The following is an 18,905-nucleotide window of genomic DNA, read 5'->3' on the forward strand; positions in this document are numbered from 1 at the left end:
TCAGCTCACGTGGCATCTGTCTCAGCAGTCTCGGTAGGCGTCGTCCGGCGCCGGGCGGACGGCGATTGGCCCAGTTCAACTTGAGCATCCCAGCTGAGATTGGTCGGTGGCTGCGATGGATGGGTGTTGGGTCGTTAGTTCCGCCGGAGATGGATGGGGTGCGGGCGTTGAAGCAGGTGTCGGGCTAGGCGATGCTGACGGGGCGGTGCTTCGAGGTTGGTTGCCGGGCTGAGGTGATCCCGCGGGCTACCGCGGGCTTTCTGCATGCTGCTACGAAGCTGTATCGACTTGATCAGCGCGTCGACGGGCACAGCCTTGGAGCCCACGCTTGCTTTGGCGGTTGTAGTCGGCGGTGATATGCGGCTTTCGCTTGAACCTCTTGCAAAGGCCCGGTATTCGGTGCAGGCGCAGAAGCTTCATGCGTCATCAGGCGCAGAAGCTTCATACGTCATCAGGTCGGCTTCCGCGTATCGAGTGTGCGATGACGGCTTTGGAGTGTGCGGTGACGGCTTTGAGCGTGCGCGCAGGGCGGTACATCCGCGCGCGGCCCACCCTGACGGCACGCTCGACGCCATCAGCGCACACTCGGCGCCATCAGCGCACCGTCGAGGCCATCAGCGCACACTCAGCGGGCCATGCGGCCCGCATCGTCGCCACGGCTAGGTGTGATTGCCGTGCTCCTCAGCGGGCCATGCGGCCCGCATCGTCACCACGGCTAGGTGTGATTGCCGTGCTCCTCAGCGGGCCATGCGGCCCGCATCGTCACCACGGCTAGGCTCGTGCGATGGCTTCCGTTGCGATGACCGCCGACGTTCCGATGACCCCACACGACACGTGGGCGCACGTTTCCAATCTGTCGGAGTTGGGTGATTGGCTGGTGATCCACGAGGGATGGCGCAGCGAGCTCCCGGACGAGTTGAGCGAAGGCGTCGAAATCGTGGGTGTGGCCCGGGCCAAGGGCATGCGCAACCGAGTCACCTGGACGGTCACCAAATGGAATCCGCCCCACGAGGTTGCACTGTCGGGCTCCGGCAAAGGCGGCGCCAAGTACGGTGTCACCCTCACGGTGATACCGGCAGAAGACGGATGCAGCCTTGGCTTGCGCCTTGAACTGGGCGGTCGCGCGCTGTTCGGGCCGGTGGGTTCGGCAGCTGCCCGAGCCGTCAAGGGCGACGTGGAAAAGTCGCTGCAGCAGTTCGTCGAGCTGTATGCATAGCGACCACGCGACACACTTCGCGACACGCGCGAAAGCCGTCGGTGCTCAGTCATAGACTGGCGTCCCTATGAGCGGTTCTTCGTCGCGGAGCTTCGTGCACCTGCATAACCACACCGAGTACTCGATGCTGGACGGTGCCGCGAAGATCAACCCCATGCTGGCCGAGGTCGAGCGGCTGCAGATGCCGGCGATCGGCATGACCGATCACGGAAACATGTTCGGCGCCAGCGAGTTCTACAACTCGGCGACTCAGGCGGGGATCAAACCGATCATCGGCGTCGAGGCGTATATCGCGCCCGCGTCTCGTTTTGATACCCGGCGCATCTTCTGGGGCGACCCGAGCCAGAAGGCCGACGACATCTCGGGAAGTGGCTCATACACCCACTTGACGATGATGGCCGAGAATGCCACCGGCCTGCGCAACCTGTTCAAGCTGTCGTCGCTGGCATCCTTCGAGGGCCAGCTGAGCAAGTGGTCGCGCATGGATGCTGAGCTCATCGCCGAGCACGCCGAGGGAATCATCATCACCACCGGCTGCCCCTCGGGTGAGGTGCAGACCCGCCTTCGCCTCGGTCAGGAGCGTGAGGCGCTGGAAGCGGCGGCCAGATGGCGCGAGATCGTGGGGCCGGACAACTACTTCCTCGAGCTGATGGATCACGGGCTGACCATCGAACGGCGGGTCCGTGAGGGGCTGCTGCACGTCGGCCGCACCCTCAACATTCCACCGCTGGCCACCAACGACTGCCACTACGTGACCCGCGACGCGGCCCACAACCACGAAGCGCTGCTGTGCGTCCAAACCGGCAAGACCCTGTCGGACCCCAATCGCTTCAAGTTCGACGGCGACGGCTACTACCTCAAGTCGGCCGCTGAAATGCGCCAGATCTGGGACGACGAGGTCCCCGGCGCCTGCGACTCCACGCTGTTGATCGCCGAACGCGTGCAGCCATACGCCGACGTGTGGACACCGCGTGACCGGATGCCGGTCTTCCCGGTTCCCGACGGCCACGACCCCGCGTCCTGGTTGCACCATGAGGTGGCCGCGGGACTGCGCCGAAGGTTCCCCGACGGACCGCCCGAGAGCTACATCACCCGCGCGGACTACGAGATCGATGTGATCTGCGCCAAGGGTTTTCCGTCCTACTTCTTGATCGTCGCCGACTTGATCGGCTACGCGAAGTCGGTCGGCATCCGCGTCGGACCGGGCCGCGGCTCGGCCGCCGGCTCCCTGGTCGCTTACGCCCTCGGCATCACCGACATCGACCCGATTCCGCACGGTCTGCTATTCGAGCGCTTCCTCAACCCCGAGCGCACGTCGATGCCCGACATCGACATCGACTTCGACGACCGCCGCCGCGGCGAGATGGTGCGCTACGCCGCCGACAAATGGGGCCACGACCGGGTAGCCCAGGTCATCACCTTCGGCACCATCAAAACCAAAGCGGCACTGAAGGACTCGGCGCGAATCCACTATGGGCAACCCGGCTTCGCGATTGCCGACCGGATCACCAAGGCATTGCCGCCAGCCATCATGGCCAAGGACATTCCGCTGTCGGGCATCACCGATCCCGCTCACGAGCGATACAAGGAAGCCGCTGAGGTTCGCGGCCTGATCGAAACCGATCCGGACGTGCGCACCATCTACCAGACCGCACTCGGGCTGGAAGGCCTGATCCGCAACGCTGGCGTGCACGCCTGTGCGGTCATCATGAGCAGCGAGCCGCTCACCGAGGCCATCCCGTTGTGGAAGCGACCGCAGGACGGGGCCATCATCACCGGCTGGGACTACCCGTCGTGTGAGGCGATCGGCCTGCTGAAGATGGACTTCCTGGGCCTGCGCAACCTGACGATCATCGGCGACGCGATCGATAACATCAAGGCCAACAAGGGAATTGACCTCGACCTGGAATCGGTGCCGCTGGACGACAAGCCCACCTATGAACTGCTGGGCCGCGGCGACACCCTGGGTGTGTTCCAGCTCGACGGCGGCCCGATGCGCGACCTGCTGCGCCGCATGCAACCGACCGGCTTCGAAGACATCGTCGCGGTGCTGGCGCTGTACCGGCCTGGCCCGATGGGCATGAACGCCCACAACGACTACGCCGACCGCAAGAACGGCCGGCAGGCGATCAAACCGATCCATCCCGAGCTCGCCGAACCGCTCCGCGAGATCCTGGCCGAAACCTACGGCCTCATCGTCTACCAAGAGCAGATCATGCGCATCGCGCAGAAAGTGGCCAGCTACTCGCTGGCCCGAGCCGACATTCTGCGCAAGGCGATGGGCAAGAAGAAGCGCGAAGTGCTCGACAAGGAGTACGAAGGCTTCTCACAGGGCATGCAGGCCAACGGATTCTCCTCCGGTGCCATCAAGGCGCTGTGGGACACCATCCTGCCGTTCGCTGACTACGCGTTCAACAAATCGCACGCCGCCGGCTACGGGCTGGTCTCCTACTGGACGGCCTACCTCAAGGCCAACTACCCGGCCGAATACATGGCCGGCCTGCTGACTTCGGTGGGCGACGACAAAGACAAGGCAGCCGTCTATCTGGCCGACTGCCGCAAGCTGGGCATCACCGTCTTGCCGCCGGACGTCAACGAGTCCGGGCTGAACTTCGCGTCGGTGGGCGAGGACATCCGCTACGGCCTGGGCGCGGTACGCAACGTTGGCGCCAACGTCGTTGGCTCGCTGATCCAAACCCGCAACGACAAGGGCAAATTCACCGACTTCTCGGACTATCTGAACAAGATTGACATCTCGGCGTGCAACAAGAAGGTCACCGAGTCGTTGATCAAAGCAGGGGCGTTCGACTCGCTGGGCCATGCTCGCAAAGGTCTGTTCCTGGTCCACACCGACGCGGTGGACTCGGTGCTGGGCACCAAGAAGGCCGAGGCGATGGGGCAGTTCGACCTGTTCGGCGGCAATGACGACGGGACCGGCGCAGCGGACCCCGTGTTCACCATCAAGGTCCCCGACGACGAGTGGGAGGACAAGCACAAGCTGGCCCTGGAACGAGAGATGCTGGGCCTGTACGTGTCCGGGCATCCGCTCAACGGGGTGGCACACCTGCTCGCCGGCCAGGTCGATACCGCAATTCCGGCGATCCTTGACGGCGATGTGCCCAACGACGCCCAGGTGCGGGTGGGCGGCATTCTGGCATCGGTCAACAGACGGGTCAACAAGAACGGAATGCCTTGGGCTTCAGCGCAACTGGAAGACCTTACCGGTGGAATCGAGGTGATGTTCTTCCCGCACACCTATTCCAGCTACGGCGCCGAAATCGCCGACGACGCCGTGGTGCTGGTCAACGCCAAGGTCGCGATCCGTGATGACCGGGTTTCGTTGATCGCCAATGAGCTTGTGGTGCCAGACTTTTCCAACGCACAGGCGCAGCGGCCGCTGGCCGTCAGTCTGCCTACCCGGCAGTGCACCTTCGACAAGGTGACCGCCCTCAAGCAGGTGCTGGCGCGTCATCCCGGCACCTCGCAGGTGCACTTGCGGCTGATCAGCGGGGACCGGATCACCACGCTGGAGCTGGATCAGTCGCTGCGGGTGACGCCTTCGCCGGCATTGATGGGGGACCTCAAGGAGCTGCTCGGTCCGGGGTGCCTGGGCAGTTAGGCTAAAGCGGAACGCGATTTGAGAACCGTTGACCTGCCGCAGGATTCGCGATTGGGTCAGTTTTTTCCGGTTACTCGTTTCCCGGCCTCGGGTTGTGTTACTTTCGCTTACCAATGAGTCAGGGCCGGTTTGCTTCCACGTGTTTGGCTGATTCGGAGGAGAGCTGATGTCGTACGTGATGGTAACGCCGGAGATGGTGAGCGCGGCCAGCTGGAGAATTGACCACTATGGGGTCGTCCATCGATGTCGCGCGGGCTGCGGCGGCGGCTCAGACAAGCGGGATCATGGCCGCGGGTACCGATGAGGTGTCGGCGGCCATCGCCACGTTATTTAGTGCGCATGGACAGGCATTTCAGACAGTAAGCGCGCAGGCGGCGGCATTTCACAACCAGTTCGTGCAGGCCCTGAACTCGGGCGCAGGAGCGTATGCGGCTGCCGATGCCGCTAGTGTTTCACCCCTGCAGACCATTGAGGAACAGATCCTCAATGCCATCAATGCGCCGACCGAGTATTTGTTGGGGCGGCCGTTGATCGGCACCGGCACCAGTGGGACGGCCGCACATCCCGACGGCGGCAATGGCGGCCTGTTGTTGGGCAATGGCGGGGCGGGCTATAGCCAACCAGGTGACTCCGGTTTGGCAGGGGGCAATGGCGGAAACGCCGGTTTGTTCGGCAGCGGCGGGGCCGGCGGCCACGGTGGCTACGGTGCGGCTGGCGGCCATGGCGGCGGCGGCGGGTTACTGTATGGCAACGGCGGTGTCGGTGGGCAGGGCGGTGCTGCGGTTTCAGGCTTTAATGGCGGGGCTCCCGGCATGGGAGGCAAGGGTGGCAGCGCTGTGATGTTCGGCAGCGGCGGCGCCGGTGGGCAGGGCGGCACCGGGCTGGCCGGAGCCGGCGTGACCACTCCCGACGGCGGCACCGCGACCACCGGTGGGGGTGGCATCAGCCAAATTAGCACCAATGGCTCGACCCAGGGCGGCGCCGGAAATCCGGGGCCTCAAGGAACCGTTGGGCAGGTCGGCGGGACGGGCGGTGCCGGCGGCACCGCAAGTACCGTGAACAACGGCTTCAATGCCCTGGATGCCAAGGGCGGTTTTGGCGGTAATGGCGGCTTGGGGGGGCCTGGCAGTGTTGCCGGTGCTGTCAACGCGGGCGGCGTCGGCGGTCATGGCGGTGCCGGCGGGAATGGTGGGCTGTTCTTCGGCGACGGCGGGGCCGGCGGGCAAGGCGGCACGGGCGGCGTTGGCGGATCGGCGGGCACCGGCGCGGCGGGCGGCACTGGTGGTGCCGGCGGTCCAGCCAGTATGACCGTCAACAACAACGGGGTGAGTGGTCAGGCGGTTGGCGGTGGTGGTGGCACCGGAGGCACCGGAGGCACCGGAGGTACCGGAGGCACCGGAGGCACCGGAGGCACCGGGGGTGACGGCGGTCGGGGCGGCTTGCTGGTCGGCATTGGGGGCCACGCCGGCACCGGCGGCACCGGAGGCGTCGGCGGCGTCGGCGGGGCAGGCGGTATCGGCGGCGTCGGCGGCGCTGGCGGTAGCGCCAATGGAAGTGGCATTGGGATTGTTTCCGCTACCGGCGGGGACGGCGGGGACGGTGGTAGCGGCGGTACCGGTGGTACCGGCGGTACCGGCGGGACCGGTGGTGCCGCCGGTACCGCAGGCTCTGGAGGGTTGCTCGGTTTTGCGGGCTCCAGCGGTGCTGCCGGCCAGGGCGGCGTCGGTGGCCAAGGCGGCGCCGCTGGTGCCGGCGGAGCGGCTGGAAGTGGCGGCACGGCTACCGGAGGCAACAACCCCACGGCGGGCCTGCCCGGCACGGATGGCGGTATCGGCGCCGAGGGCAAGCAGGGCGCATTTGGGGCCAACGGTTAACCGGGCCGAGGCCGGTACACCCGGCTGCCGCCGCTACGGGGACTCCCGGCTTCTCGGATGATCTCGAATCGGGCGGTCAACTGGAGGTTTAAGGTTCGGACGGGAGATGCTGCAGGTCCACGATCTGCGAGCCCAACAGTTAGGTCGGTCAGAACCAGTGGCGGCGTTGACGGCCGCGAACAGGTGACCGGCGGTGATGCTGACGGGTCATCATCGCGGCGCGGCCGGCTTTCATCGGCAGGGCTGGCGGGGTGCGGTCCACGCTTGACAGTCGGTCTTTCGTCGAAGAAGAACACCGCCGCGCGCGCCGGCGGACCCAACCACCGTGTCGCCGTCGCCGTCGTCGTGGCTGGAAGGAACTGCGAAACTGGCCCTGGCTCCGCGACTCGGATGATGAAATTCGTTGGACCACGGCATAATTAGAAGAGCTTCCCGGCGGGCTTGAGGTGATGTTCTTGTCGCAGGTGCACGTGCGGCTTGTCAGCGGGGACCGGATCACCACGCGGGAGCTGGATCAGTCGCTGCGGGTGACGCCTTCGCCGGCATTGATGGGGGACCTCAAGAGTTGCTCGGTCCGGGGTGCCTGGGCGGTTAGCGCCTGGTCACCCGCCACCACGCAGTGCGAAAAGTTCCGGATGGACCATGTCCAACGGCCCGGTCATGTCGGGCCATCCGTGCCCATGGGCGACGTCGTCGGTGGCGTAGACGAGCACGTTCTGCCGGTACCACCACTCGCATCGGGTGTCCCACCACAGCCGACCGCGGAGGAGGTCGTAGGGCCGGTAGCCGTGGGCGGCAAACAGCGCCGCCCAGAAGCTCGGCCACCTCTCGTTGATATGCCCCGTTCCGCCCTGGCCGGGGATCGCCGCCGAGAAGACGATCACGTCGCCGTGTCGGCAGAGGCTGTCGACGAGCGTCTCGGCGGCCTCCGGTGGCAGGTGTTCAGCCACTTCAAGGCAGATAACCAGGTCGAATCGACGACCTAGGTCCAACCGGGTGGTCAGGTCATAGTCGATGAACCGGTCGGCGGGGATGCATAGCTGAGCGCGCGGGACGTGATCGCCGTCCACTCCGATGGCGTCGGCGCCGCTGTCCAGCCAGCTGGCGACCCAACCGCCGACCCCACAACCAACGTCGAGCACGGAATTGGGCCGGGTCAGCTCGGCCAGCATCGGCACCATCACTGCGGCGGAGGCGGACGATCCCGCGGCCTGCCCGTCGTAGAACGCCGGTGTGTAGAGAGCGGCATCGCTACTGTCGCCGGCGATGCAGAGCACCTCGTCGAGGCTGGCGGTGCTACCGCCGGGCCGGTCCAGTCGTTCGGTATCGAACATCGCCGGGCCGGTGGCGATCTCGTCGGTGAGCAGGTATCGGCCGCCCTCCGGTGTTCGGCGCACCGCCTGCTCGGGCGCGCTGACGCCGGTCAGCTTGACCGCATCGCCGAGGTTGATGCCCACCTGATACACCTGCGGTTCGGCTTCGAGGACGGCCGTGAGGCGGGTGATCAGGTTTTCGGGTGCGAAGAATCGCCAGCCTTGGCCCAGATGTAGCCAGAACCGTGCGTGGATCTGGGCGCGGATTTGCCCGAGCTGAGCGCCGATGTGAACAACGTCGAGGAATTCGTAACGCTGGCATAGTATTTCGCGATCCGGGCCGGATAGGCCGGCATCGACGACCAGGAAGCGTCCGGCCCGCGAGACGTCGTTGCAGCAGCGCAAGAATGAGTCCAGCGTCTGCTGGGTGGCAGCGAGATCCGGCCCGGCGACCAGGCTGACGACCACCCCGGAGTTGTGTCGGCCATGACGCGGCACGGAAGCCAGCAGCTCCGGGTCGGGATACGCGGACGCCGCCTCGATCATCGTCGGCGCGCAGACGTCGCGGTTTTCCGCGATCCGTTGGCGCTCGTTCTCCGGGAGGTCGGATCGGGTCAGCAGCCGCCGCCACAGCGTGAACGCCTCGGCGTGCTTGCCGATCCAGGAGGCGCACACCGCTTGTTCGTCGGCTATGCGCCAGTTGTAGATGTCGGTGCGGACAAACAACATGTCCTGTTCGGGGAACGGGATATCTGCGGCGCGCTTGGCGAACTCGTAGCCGAGTTGGTAGCACCCGTCGGCGCGGTACCGGGCTGCGATGGCAAACAGCGGTTCGGCTCGGGTCGGCCGAAACTTCCAGGCCCGCAAATAGGCATTGCGCACGTCGGGCCACGGCTCGTTGAGCTGGCCCATCGACACCGCGACCCGCCACATCGCGTAGTAGGTCTCCTCCTCCCAGCCGCCCATCTCGGCACGCCGCGCATACCACTTGCGCGCGTTGGCGAAATCGCCAAGGTCGTAATAGCTCTGGGCCAGATAGAAGATCGACCGCGCGTTCGCGGGGTTGCGCTCAACCTCGGCCAGCAACAGATCGCGGTCGCGCGCATACTTCTGCCCAGACAAGTTGCGGGCACCGCGTTGACGATCCTCGATGTGGTAATCGCCCTCCAGGCGCGCCTCCACGCAGCAGGCGAAATCCCACATCGGGGCCTCATGAGTGACGCCCACCCACTGCACCCGCACGCCGTCGCGGAACAACTGCGAGCGATAGTAGCCGTGGGCGTTGCACACGTAACGCACCCAGTAGACGTCGGCGCCCAGGCCCGCGAAATCGGGTTTGCCCACCAGCAAGTCGTCGGCGTCGACCACCCAAACGTAGTCGCCCTGACCCTGGGCCAGGGTCAGCGCCTCGGTGCGGTTGTCACCGAAGTTGCGCCACGGGCGTTCGTAGAGCTCACCCGGAACGCCGAGCCTGTCCATGTGGTCGCGAATGAGAGCCTGAGTCCCGTCGTCGGAGCCGGTGTCCACGATCACCCACGAGCTGATGTAGGGCGCCACCGAGTCGAGCGCCTCGGCGACGATGTGTGCCTCGTTTCGCACGATCATGTTGAGGCAGATTGCCGGCCGCTTCGCGCGCTCTGCCCGTGGGTCGGACACGGCCAAATCGTACCCAGCAATCGCGCGTCGGGTTGCGGATATGTGCGGCCGGGGCAGACCCCAAGCAGCAGCTCCGTCCACGGCGCTGAAGCGCTCGATCCGGGGATGGCCAATCGAACTCGCCTTCTAGGTTCCAGATGACTTGGGGGCCAACGGAATTTGGCTTGCGAAAGCTCAATATCGGGTGCGGGCGCCAGGCGCGGTCTTCCATGCCCGGCGATCGCCGACGTACGCTCACCGATGTGAGCGGGCAGCGCTGATTCGCACACGATGCAGCCGCGAAGAGAGGGACAGATGACCACGACCGAACGCCCGGCCACCATGTGCCAGGCATTTCAGCGAACCGCGGCCATCGACCCGGATGCGGTGGCACTGCGGACCCCGGGTGGCGCCCAGACGCTGGCCTGGCGCGAATATGCAGACCAGGTGCGCCACGTTGCTGCCGGCCTTGCGGGTCTGGGGGTCGGGCGCGGCGACACGGTATCGCTGATGATGGCCAACCGCATCGAGTTCTATCCGCTGGAAGTGGGCGCCCAACACGTTGGCGCCACGTCGTTTTCGGTCTACAACACGTTGCCCGCCGAGCAGCTGACCTACGTGTTCGACAACGCCGGCACCAAGGTGGTGCTCTGCGAGGAGCAATACGTCGACCGCATCCGTGCCAGCGGTGCCCCCATCGACCACATCGTCTGCATTGACGGCGCGCCGCAGGGCACCATCTCGATCGCCGAGCTCTATGCGGCAGCGCCCGCTGATTTCGACTTCGAGGCGGCCTGGCGCGCGGTCCGGCCCGACGACGTCGTCACCCTCATCTACACATCCGGAACCACCGGGAACCCCAAGGGTGTGGAGATGACTCACACCAACCTGCTGTTCGAGGGCTATGCCATTGATGAGGTGCTCGGAATCGAGTTCGGGGATCGGGTCACGTCGTTTCTGCCGTCGGCGCATATCGCCGACCGGATGACCGGTCTGTACTTCCAGGAGATGTTCGGCACCCAGGTCACGGTGGTTTCCGACGGTCGCGCCATCGCGGCGGCGTTGCCCGACGTGCGGCCCACCGTGTGGGGCGCGGTACCCCGGGTATGGGAAAAGCTCAAAGCCGGAATCGAATTCACGGTCAGCCACGAGGCCGATGAGATGAAGCGGCAGGCACTGCAGTGGGCGATGTCGGTGGCTGCCAGACGCGCCGAAGCGGTGCTCGCCGGCATGCCGATCCCCGATGAGGTCGCGGCCGAATGGGCCAGGGCCGACGAGCTGGTGTTGTCGAAGCTTCGCGAGCGGCTCGGCTTTGGGGAGCTTCGGTGGGCGATCTCGGGAGCTGCGCCCATCCCGAAGGAGACGCTGGGTTTCTTTGCGGGCATCGGCATTCCGATTGCCGAGATATGGGGAATGTCCGAGCTGAGTTGCGCGGCTACCGCGTGCCACCCCTGTGACGTGCGGCTGGGCAGCGTCGGCAAGCTGCTGCCCGGGCTGGAAGGCAGGATCGCCGACGACGGTGAATATCTGGTCCGCGGCCCGCTGGTGATGAAGGGTTACCGCAAGGAACCGGAGAAGACCGCGGCGGCCATTGATGCCGACGGCTGGCTGCACACCGGCGACATTTTCGACGTCGACGAACGCGGCTACCTGCGGGTGGTCGACCGCAAGAAGGAGTTGATCATTAACGCGGCCGGAAAGAACATGTCGCCGGCCAACATTGAGAACAGCATCCTGGCCAGCTGCCCGATGGTCGGCGTGATGATGGCGATCGGTGACGGGCGTCCCTATAACACTGCGCTGCTGGTTTTCGACGCCGATTCGGTCGGGCCGTACGCCGCCCAGCATGGGCTGTCCGACGCCTCGCCCGCGGCCCTGGCCGCCGACCCCGAGGTGATCGCCCGGATCGCCGCCGGCGTGGCCGAGGGCAACGCCAAACTTTCCCGGGTGGAGCAGATCAAGCGCTTCCGGGTATTGCCCACCGTGTGGGAGCCCGGCGGTGACGAGATCACGCTGACCATGAAGCTCAGGCGGCGCCCGATTCTTGCCAAGTACGCCGCCGAGATCGAGGAACTCTATGCGGTCGAGCCGGGGCCCGATGTCCATGAACCGGCCGTCGCGGCGTCCGCACATCCGGCATCGCTGGGGGTGCGGCGGTGACGGCGCGCGAAGCGGGTCGGGTTGCGGTGCGAAAGCTGCTGCAGCGCACCGGAATTATCGACGAATCGATCACACCGTTGTCGACCGACCCGGCCGAGGTCGTCCAGTTACTGGGCACCCCGTGGTACGACGACCGGCTGGCCAGGCTGGCCAACGAACTCGAGCGTGATCCGGACAGCGTGCGCGCCGAGGCCGCGAGCTACCTGCGGGAGATGGCGGCCTCGCTCGACGAGCGCGCCGTCGAGGCATGGCGAGGTTTCAGTCGTTGGCTCATGCGGGCCTACGACGTTCTCGTCGACGAGGACCAGATCGCCTCACTGCGCAAGCTGGATCGCCGGGCGACCCTGGCCTTCGCCTTCTCGCATCGGTCGTATCTGGACGGCCTGCTGCTACCCGAGGTCATCCTGGCCAATCGGCTGTCACCGGCGCTGACCTTCGGCGGCGCGAACTTGAACTTCTTCCCGATGGGTGCGTGGGCCAAACGCACCGGGGCCATCTTCATCCGGCGCCAGACCAAAGACATCCCCGTTTACCGGTTCGTGCTGCGCGCCTACGCCGCGCAGCTGGTGCAAAACCACGCCAACCTGACCTGGTCGATCGAAGGGGGCCGGACCCGGACCGGCAAGCTGCGCCCTCCGGTGTTCGGGATCCTGCGCTACATCGCCGACGCGGTCGACGAAATCGACGGTCCGGAGGTGTATTTGGTGCCGACATCCATCGTGTACGACCAGCTGCACGAGGTGGAAGCCATGACCACCGAGGCCTACGGTGCGGTGAAACCACCGGAGGACCTGCGCTTCCTGATCCGGCTCGCGCGCCAGCAGGGCGAACGGCTCGGCCGCGCCTACCTGGACTTCGGCGAGCCGCTGCCGCTGCGCAAACGCCTCGAGGAGTTGCGGGCCGACGAATCGGGCAGCGGAACCGAGATCGAACGCATTGCCCTGGACGTGGAGCACCGCATCAACCGCGCCACGCCGGTGACGCCCACGGCGGTGGTCAGCCTGGCGCTGCTGGGTGCGGACCGCTCGCTGTCCATCAGCGAGGTGCTGGCCACGGTGCAACCGCTGGCCAGCTACATCGCGGCGCGTCATTGGGCGGTGGCCGGCGCGGCGGATCTGACCAATCGCTCCACCATCCGGTGGGCACTGCACCAAATGGTCGCGTCGGGAGTGGTACGCGTCTACGAGGCCGGCACCGAAGCGGTGTGGGGCATCGGCGAGGACCAGCATCTCGTCGCCGCGTTCTATCGCAACACCGCAATCCACATCTTCGTCGACCGTGCCATCGCCGAGCTGGCCTTGCTGGCGGCCGCGGAAATCGCCGAAGGTTCCGCTGAAGGTTCAGTGCTGCCCGCGACCGTGCGCGACGAGGCGCTACGCCTTCGCGAGCTGCTCAAGTTCGAATTCCTGTTCTCGGCGCGCGCGCAGTTCGAGAAGGACCTCGCCGACGAAGTACGGCTGATCGGGCCGGTGGAAGACACCACCAAGGCCGCCACCGCCGAGCAGGTACGGCAGCTGCTAGAGTCGGCCGATCTGCTGCTGGCGCATCTGGTGTTACGGCCGTTCCTGGACGCTTACCACATCGTCGCCGACCGGTTGGCTGCCTGCGAAGACGTCGTGTTCGACGAGCAGGCATTCCTTGCCGAGTGTCTGCAGGTGGGCAAGCAGTGGGAATTGCAGCGCAGAATTGCCAACGCCGAGTCGCGGTCGATGGAGCTTTTCAAGACCGCACTTCGACTGGTTCGCCATCGTGAGCTCGTGGACGGAGTCCCCGACTCCGACGACTCTCACGACATTGCCCAACGGCGGCGTGAATTCGCCGACGAGATCGCGACGGCCATACGGCGGGTCAACGCGATCGCCGAACTGGCCAGAACGCGGTGACGGCCCTCAGCGCTGCGCCGGTGTGAGGATCTTCAACACCAGGCCGATGACGATTCCGACCGCGGTGGCGCCCAGCACCGCCGCGGCTGCACTCGTGGTCACTGCCCCGAGCAGCATCAGCGCGGCGAACCCGGCGATCACGGCGAACAACTTGTGCCGCGGCCAGGGCACACCCGCGACCAGCACGTCCGCATTATTCGGGGCGGCGAACGAGCGCAATCGTTCGGCTGTGGTCATAAATTCAGCATACCGGCGACTTTGGTTTCGGGTACCCGAAGTTTGGCCGGCGGTGTCGGCAGCGTGAGCATGCCTCTCTACAGTGTGGTTATGCCGCTAGAAGGTGAATACGCGCCCAGCCCCCTCGATTGGTCGCGCGAACAGGCCGACAAGTACTCGGAATCCGGTGGGACCGAAGGCACGGAAATGAAGGGCAAACCCGTCGTTTTGCTGACCACCGTCGGGGCCAAATCCGGCAAACTCCGCAAGACGCCGCTGATGCGCGTGGAGCATAACGGCGAGTACGCAATCGTCGCCTCGCTGGGCGGTGCCCCGCAAAACCCGGTGTGGTACTACAACGTCAAGAAGAATCCGCGGGTCGAGCTTCGAGACGGCACCGTCACGCGGGACTACGAGGCCCGCGAGGTATTCGGCGATGAGAAGGCCACGTGGTGGGATAGGGCCGTGCAGGCCTGGCCGGACTACGCCGAATACCAGAAAAATACCGACCGCCAGATCCCGGTGTTCGTGCTGACGCCGACGAGCTGAGTCGCCCGGCGGCTGGCATGGCACCATTGATCGGTGTCCGCTGAACTGAGCCAGTGCCCGAGCAGCCCGCCGCTGCTGTCGGCGGCTGACATCGACAGTGCGGCGACGCGGATTGCCCCGGTCATCACGCCGACGCCGTTGCAGCTCAGTGACCGGTTGTCGGCGATCACCGGCGCGACCGTCTATCTGAAACGCGAAGACCTGCAGGTGGTGCGCTCCTACAAGCTGCGGGGGGCCTACAACCTGCTGGTGCAACTGACCGACGAGGAGCTGGCCACCGGCGTGGTGTGCTGCTCGGCGGGTAACCACGCGCAGGGCTTCGCTTTCGCCTGCCGGGCACTGCGGGTGCACGGCCGCGTCTATGTCCCGGCCAAAACACCCAAACAAAAGCGAGACCGAATCCGCTATCACGGCGGGGAGTTCATCGAGTTGATCGTGGGCGGGGCGACCTATGACCTGGCCGCCGAGGCGGCGCTGGAAGACGTCCGGCGCACCGGCGCCACGCTGGTACATCCCTACGACGACCTGCGGACCATTGCCGGCCAGGGCACCATCGCCGTCGAAATCCTTGCCGAGCTCGGCCCGATCGTCCGAGAGCCCGATCTGGTGGTGGTGCCGGTCGGCGGCGGGGGCTGCATCGCCGGGATTAGCACTTACCTGGCGGAGCGAACGACAACCACCGCGGTACTGGGTATCGAGCCGGCCGGGGCCGCCGCGATGATGGCCGCGCTGGCCGCGGGCGAGCCGGTGACCTTGGACTACGTGGACCAGTTCGTCGACGGCGCGGCGGTCAGCCGGGCCGGGGCGCTGACGTATTCGGCGCTGGCAGCCGCCGGGGACATGGTGTCGATCACCACCGTCGACGAGGGCGCGGTGTGTACCGCGATGCTCGATCTCTATCAGAACGAGGGCATCATCGCCGAGCCGGCGGGCGCCCTGTCGGTGGCCGGCTTGCTGGAAGCCGACATCGAGCCCGGGTCCGCCGTGGTGTGCCTGATCTCGGGCGGCAACAACGACGTGTCACGCTATGGCGAGGTGCTCGAGCGCTCGTTGGTCCACCTGGGCCTCAAGCACTATTTCCTGGTGGACTTCCCGCAGGAGCCCGGTGCGCTACGCCGGTTCCTTGACGGGGTGCTCGGCCCCACCGACGACATCACGTTGTTCGAATACGTCAAGCGCAACAACCGCGAGACCGGCGAAGCCCTGGTAGGTGTCGAGCTCGGGTCGGCCGCGGACTTGGACGGGCTGTTGGCCCGGATGCGGGCGACCGACCTTCACATCGAAGCCCTCGAGCCGGGTTCGCCTGCCTACCGCTACTTGCTGTAACCGGCGTCCTTGGTCACATCTGCACGGGCTGACGGCTTGATAACCTGGTCGACGCCCGCACCCCCGCCGCATTGCCCTGCACGTTGGGTGAGAACATGAACCAGCCATCTGGACCCGGTACACCCGGTTTCGGTCTGGTGAGCGCAGCCACCGTGGGCTTTCTGCTGGTACTGGGCGCGTTGGCGATGTGGATCGCTCGAAACGAGACGCCGATGCGCAGCCGGTGGGCGCGTGCACGCAACCTCGCCGTGATCGGCCGCGTGGTGGCCTGGCTACGCGCGCGGGCCGGCGCCAGAGGAGGGGCGCTGCCTCGACGACTGGCGGTGTCCGAGGTCGCCGGTGCCGCGTTGCTCATTGGCGCTGCGGCGGTCACGGCATTGGCGGTCTGCTTCACCGAAGTGCTCGATGACGTCCTCGAGGGTGACGGTATAGCGGGGATCGACCAACCGGCTGCCGAATGGCTTGCGGCCCACCGTGACCTGTGGTTGACCACGACGCTGGGGATCGTTACAGCGGCCGGCGGTCCGGCCGCTATGGCGGTGCTCACCGCGCTGACCTGCGCCCCTGTGGTCTGGCGGGGCAGATCCTGGCTGCCGGTGGTGCTTGCTCTGGTCGCCGGCGGCGGAATGGCGCTGGTGGTTATGGTCGCGAAAGCACTGGTACTCCGGGATCGTCCGGGTCTGCCGTTCGCCGCGATCGACGAAGGCGGATACTCCTTTCCCTCCGGTCACGCGGCGGGCACCGCCGCTGTCACAGTGCTCTCCGCGTGGCTGTTGAGCCGCTGGTTGATCACCTCGTGGACCGGGCAGGTCATGGTATGGACTGTGGCGATGGGATGGTCCGCCCTGGTCGGATTTTCGCGCATCTATCTGGGGGTGCACTACATCAGCGATGTGCTGGCCGGCTGGTTGGTAGGCATGGCCTGGGGTGGTGTCGTCGTGCTGGTCGGAACGTGGTGGGACAGCACCCGGGGAGCGCACGCCGCGTAACCGGGCGCGGTGAGTGCTCCGATAGGTCATGGTCTGCGCTCGCCCGTCAGATACTGCGGCAGTGGGGTAGCGGGGTCGAGATCGTCGGCGGGCTGCGGTGTACCGGCCGCCAGGCTCATCGGGATGACTCCGGCCCAGTGCGGCAGCAGGCGGTCTTCGGGGTCGTCTACCGGACCGCCCTGGCGCACCTTGGCCGAAACCTCGACAAGCCCGAGCGCAAGCACCGCGGTGGCGGCCAGTTCACGGGTGTTGGGGGTCCGGCAGTCAGCGGCGCGGCCCGGCCGGATGTGATCGAGCAGCGCGTGCAAGGCACACAACTTCTCGGCGTCCTCGTCAACCACACGCGCAGTGCCCATCACGACCACCGAGCGATAGTTCAGGGAATGGTGCATCGCCGAGCGAGCCAGCACCAACCCGTCGACGACGGTGGCGGTAACGCAGACCGGCAGGCCGGCCGGCCTAGCGCCAAGCATGGGTCCACTGCCGGTGGAGCCGTGAATGTACAGCGTCTCGCCGCAGCGGACATGCATGGTCGGCAAGACCACCGGCCCGCCGTCGCGGACATAGCCGAGATGACAGAACAACGCCTCGTCCAGGATGCGGTGGACGGTATAGCTGTCGTAATGTGCACGCTCGCGGTAGCGAGAGGGGGTGGTGCGCGGCGTTGTTTGGTATGCAGGGGACATATGATGCCACGGCTTCCGTACTAGTACATAATTATTACTGTGCCAGCACAATATAGGATAACCGGGACGGGTGCCGAATCCATAGCCACCAGCGTCGAACAAGCCATCTCCCAAGGCAGTCTCGCGCCCGGCGACTTGCTGCCCCCGATCCGCGACGTCGCGGGGCGACTCGGCGTGAATCCCAATACGGTGGCCGCCGCCTACCGCATCCTTCGTGAGCGCGGGGCCGTCGAGACCGCGGGGCGACGAGGTACCCGGGTGCGGAACCGCCCGGCCACGACACCTCGCTCCGCACTCGGCCTCGATGTCCCCGAAGGCGCCCGAGACTTGTCTACCGGAAACCCGGACCCCGCTTTGCTGCCGATCGGAGCCTCGCGACTGTGGATCCGTCCCGGACCGCCCGTTGTCTACGGACAGCCGCCGATGTCGGACGAGTTGGTCAACCATGCTCGCGCCGCGCTGACCGCGGATGGCGTCCCGCCCCATCACCTGGCGGTGACCAGCGGCGCCCTCGACGGGATTGAGCGGGCGCTGACCGCACACCTGCGACCCGGTGACCGGGTAGCCGTCGAGGACCCGGGTTGGGCCAATCTACTCGATCTGCTTGCGGCACTGAGGCTTAACGCGGAGCCGGTACGAGTCGACGACGACGGGCCGCTGGTTGCCGACCTTGCCCGGGCGCTGGGCCGCGGCGTGCGGGCACTAGTGGTCACCACCCGTGCGCAGAATCCGACCGGCGCGGCGTTGTCCGCGGATCGTGCGGCCGCACTCGGCAAACTGTTGGCGGGCCGATCCGACGACGTGTTACTCGTCGAGGACGACCACTGCGCCGGCATCGCTGGGGTGCCGCTGCACGCCCTGGCCGGATCAACCGGCCACTGGGCTTTCGTGCGTTCCGCGTCGAAGGCCTATGGCCCCGACCTGCGCCTGGCCATCCTTGCCGGAGACCAGCGGACAGTCGAACGGGTGCAGGGGCGGCTGCGGCTCGGGCCGGGGTGGGTGAGCCACCTGTTGCAGGATCTGGCCGTCACGCTGTGGTCGGACGAGGCGGCCACGCGCCTGGTCCGCAAGGCCGAACGGCGCTACGCCGATACCCGCGTCCGGTTGCGCGCTGCTCTGGCCGACCGCGGTGTCATCGCATATGGCCGATCCGGGCTGAACGTGTGGATCCCGGTGCCCGACGAGACGGTCGCGATCACCCGGCTGCTCAACACCGGCTGGGCGGCTGCGCCCGGGTCGCGGTTTCGAATTGCGACCCCGGCCGGCATGCGCATCACCATTGCCGACCTGAACGTGGGCGAGATCGACCCGCTCGCCGACTCGATTGCCGAGGCGATGCACGTCGCAGGCCGGCGCTGCGTGTGAGCTACCGGGTGGCGAGCAGACGCGGAATCGCACTGTTGTGGCCACAACAGTGCGATTCCGCGTCTGCTCGCGGT

11 protein-coding genes and 2 pseudogenes are annotated in these 18,905 nt (G+C 66.4%); 10 read left to right on the forward strand and 3 right to left on the reverse strand.

Annotated features, from left to right (window positions below):
- Window positions 1-784: 784 nt before the first annotated feature.
- The 4 genes and pseudogenes from EET13_RS12670 to EET13_RS32775 all read left to right on the forward strand — a co-directional run.
- Window positions 785-1,216, forward strand: coding sequence for a type II toxin-antitoxin system Rv0910 family toxin (locus EET13_RS12670; RefSeq protein WP_122442610.1), 432 nt, complete (start codon window positions 785-787; stop codon window positions 1,214-1,216).
- 67 nt (window positions 1,217-1,283) lie between these two features.
- Window positions 1,284-4,835 carry a DNA polymerase III subunit alpha gene (dnaE, locus tag EET13_RS12675; protein ID WP_122442611.1) on the forward strand — a complete coding sequence of 1,184 codons (3,552 nt, stop codon included), beginning with the start codon at window positions 1,284-1,286 and terminating at the stop codon, window positions 4,833-4,835.
- Window positions 4,836-5,001: 166 nt separating this feature from the next.
- Window positions 5,002-6,709: pseudogene (locus EET13_RS32280) on the forward strand (PE family protein).
- Between the two features lie 458 nt (window positions 6,710-7,167).
- Window positions 7,168-7,304 (forward strand): annotated as a pseudogene (locus EET13_RS32775) (hypothetical protein); the annotation flags it as partial.
- Window positions 7,305-7,311: 7 nt separating this feature from the next.
- Here EET13_RS32775 and EET13_RS12685 read toward each other — a convergent pair.
- Window positions 7,312-9,678, reverse strand: a complete 2,367-nt coding sequence (locus EET13_RS12685) for a glycosyltransferase (RefSeq protein WP_122442612.1) — start codon at window positions 9,676-9,678, stop codon at window positions 7,312-7,314.
- A gap of 294 nt (window positions 9,679-9,972) precedes the next feature.
- Here EET13_RS12685 and fadD11 point away from each other — a divergent pair, with 294 nt between their 5' ends.
- Both fadD11 and EET13_RS12695 read left to right on the forward strand, forming a co-directional pair.
- A complete protein-coding gene (gene fadD11 / locus EET13_RS12690) occupies window positions 9,973-11,817 on the forward strand; it encodes a fatty acid--CoA ligase FadD11 (RefSeq protein ID WP_122442613.1) in 1,845 nt (614 codons plus the stop codon).
- Window positions 11,814-13,700: a lysophospholipid acyltransferase gene (locus EET13_RS12695; protein WP_122442614.1), complete on the forward strand. Its 1,887-nt coding sequence runs from the start codon at window positions 11,814-11,816 to the stop codon at window positions 13,698-13,700. The genes fadD11 and EET13_RS12695 overlap by 4 nt, the downstream gene beginning before the upstream one ends.
- Before the next feature lie 6 nt (window positions 13,701-13,706).
- Here the strand turns inward: EET13_RS12695 and EET13_RS12700 are convergent, their stop codons facing one another.
- The gene (locus EET13_RS12700; protein ID WP_122442615.1) at window positions 13,707-13,937 is read right to left on the reverse strand and encodes a hypothetical protein; all 231 of its coding nucleotides are present in this window, start codon (window positions 13,935-13,937) and stop codon (window positions 13,707-13,709) included.
- A gap of 90 nt (window positions 13,938-14,027) precedes the next feature.
- On the opposite strand from EET13_RS12700, the gene EET13_RS12705 reads away from it, so the two are divergent.
- From EET13_RS12705 to EET13_RS12715, 3 genes are all read left to right on the forward strand, one after another.
- Window positions 14,028-14,465, forward strand: coding sequence for a nitroreductase family deazaflavin-dependent oxidoreductase (locus EET13_RS12705; protein WP_122442616.1), 438 nt, complete (start codon window positions 14,028-14,030; stop codon window positions 14,463-14,465).
- A 33-nt stretch (window positions 14,466-14,498) separates the two neighbouring features.
- Complete coding sequence (gene ilvA, locus EET13_RS12710; RefSeq protein ID WP_122442617.1) at window positions 14,499-15,791, forward strand: threonine ammonia-lyase; 1,293 nt, start codon at window positions 14,499-14,501, stop codon at window positions 15,789-15,791.
- 95 nt (window positions 15,792-15,886) lie between these two features.
- A complete protein-coding gene (locus EET13_RS12715; RefSeq protein ID WP_122442618.1) occupies window positions 15,887-16,780 on the forward strand; it encodes a phosphatase PAP2 family protein in 894 nt (297 codons plus the stop codon).
- A 26-nt stretch (window positions 16,781-16,806) separates the two neighbouring features.
- On the opposite strand, the gene EET13_RS12720 is transcribed toward EET13_RS12715, so the two are convergent.
- The gene (locus EET13_RS12720) at window positions 16,807-17,466 is read right to left on the reverse strand and encodes a pyridoxamine 5'-phosphate oxidase family protein (protein ID WP_122442619.1); all 660 of its coding nucleotides are present in this window, start codon (window positions 17,464-17,466) and stop codon (window positions 16,807-16,809) included.
- A gap of 39 nt (window positions 17,467-17,505) precedes the next feature.
- Between EET13_RS12720 and EET13_RS12725 the strand changes: the two genes are divergently transcribed.
- On the forward strand, window positions 17,506-18,831 hold the full coding sequence (locus EET13_RS12725; protein WP_122442620.1) for an aminotransferase class I/II-fold pyridoxal phosphate-dependent enzyme: 1,326 nt from the start codon (window positions 17,506-17,508) through the stop codon (window positions 18,829-18,831).
- Window positions 18,832-18,905: the final 74 nt, after the last annotated feature.

Origin of the sequence: Mycobacterium attenuatum (assembly GCF_900566085.1) — a bacterium.
Taxonomy (GTDB): domain Bacteria; phylum Actinomycetota; class Actinomycetes; order Mycobacteriales; family Mycobacteriaceae; genus Mycobacterium; species Mycobacterium attenuatum.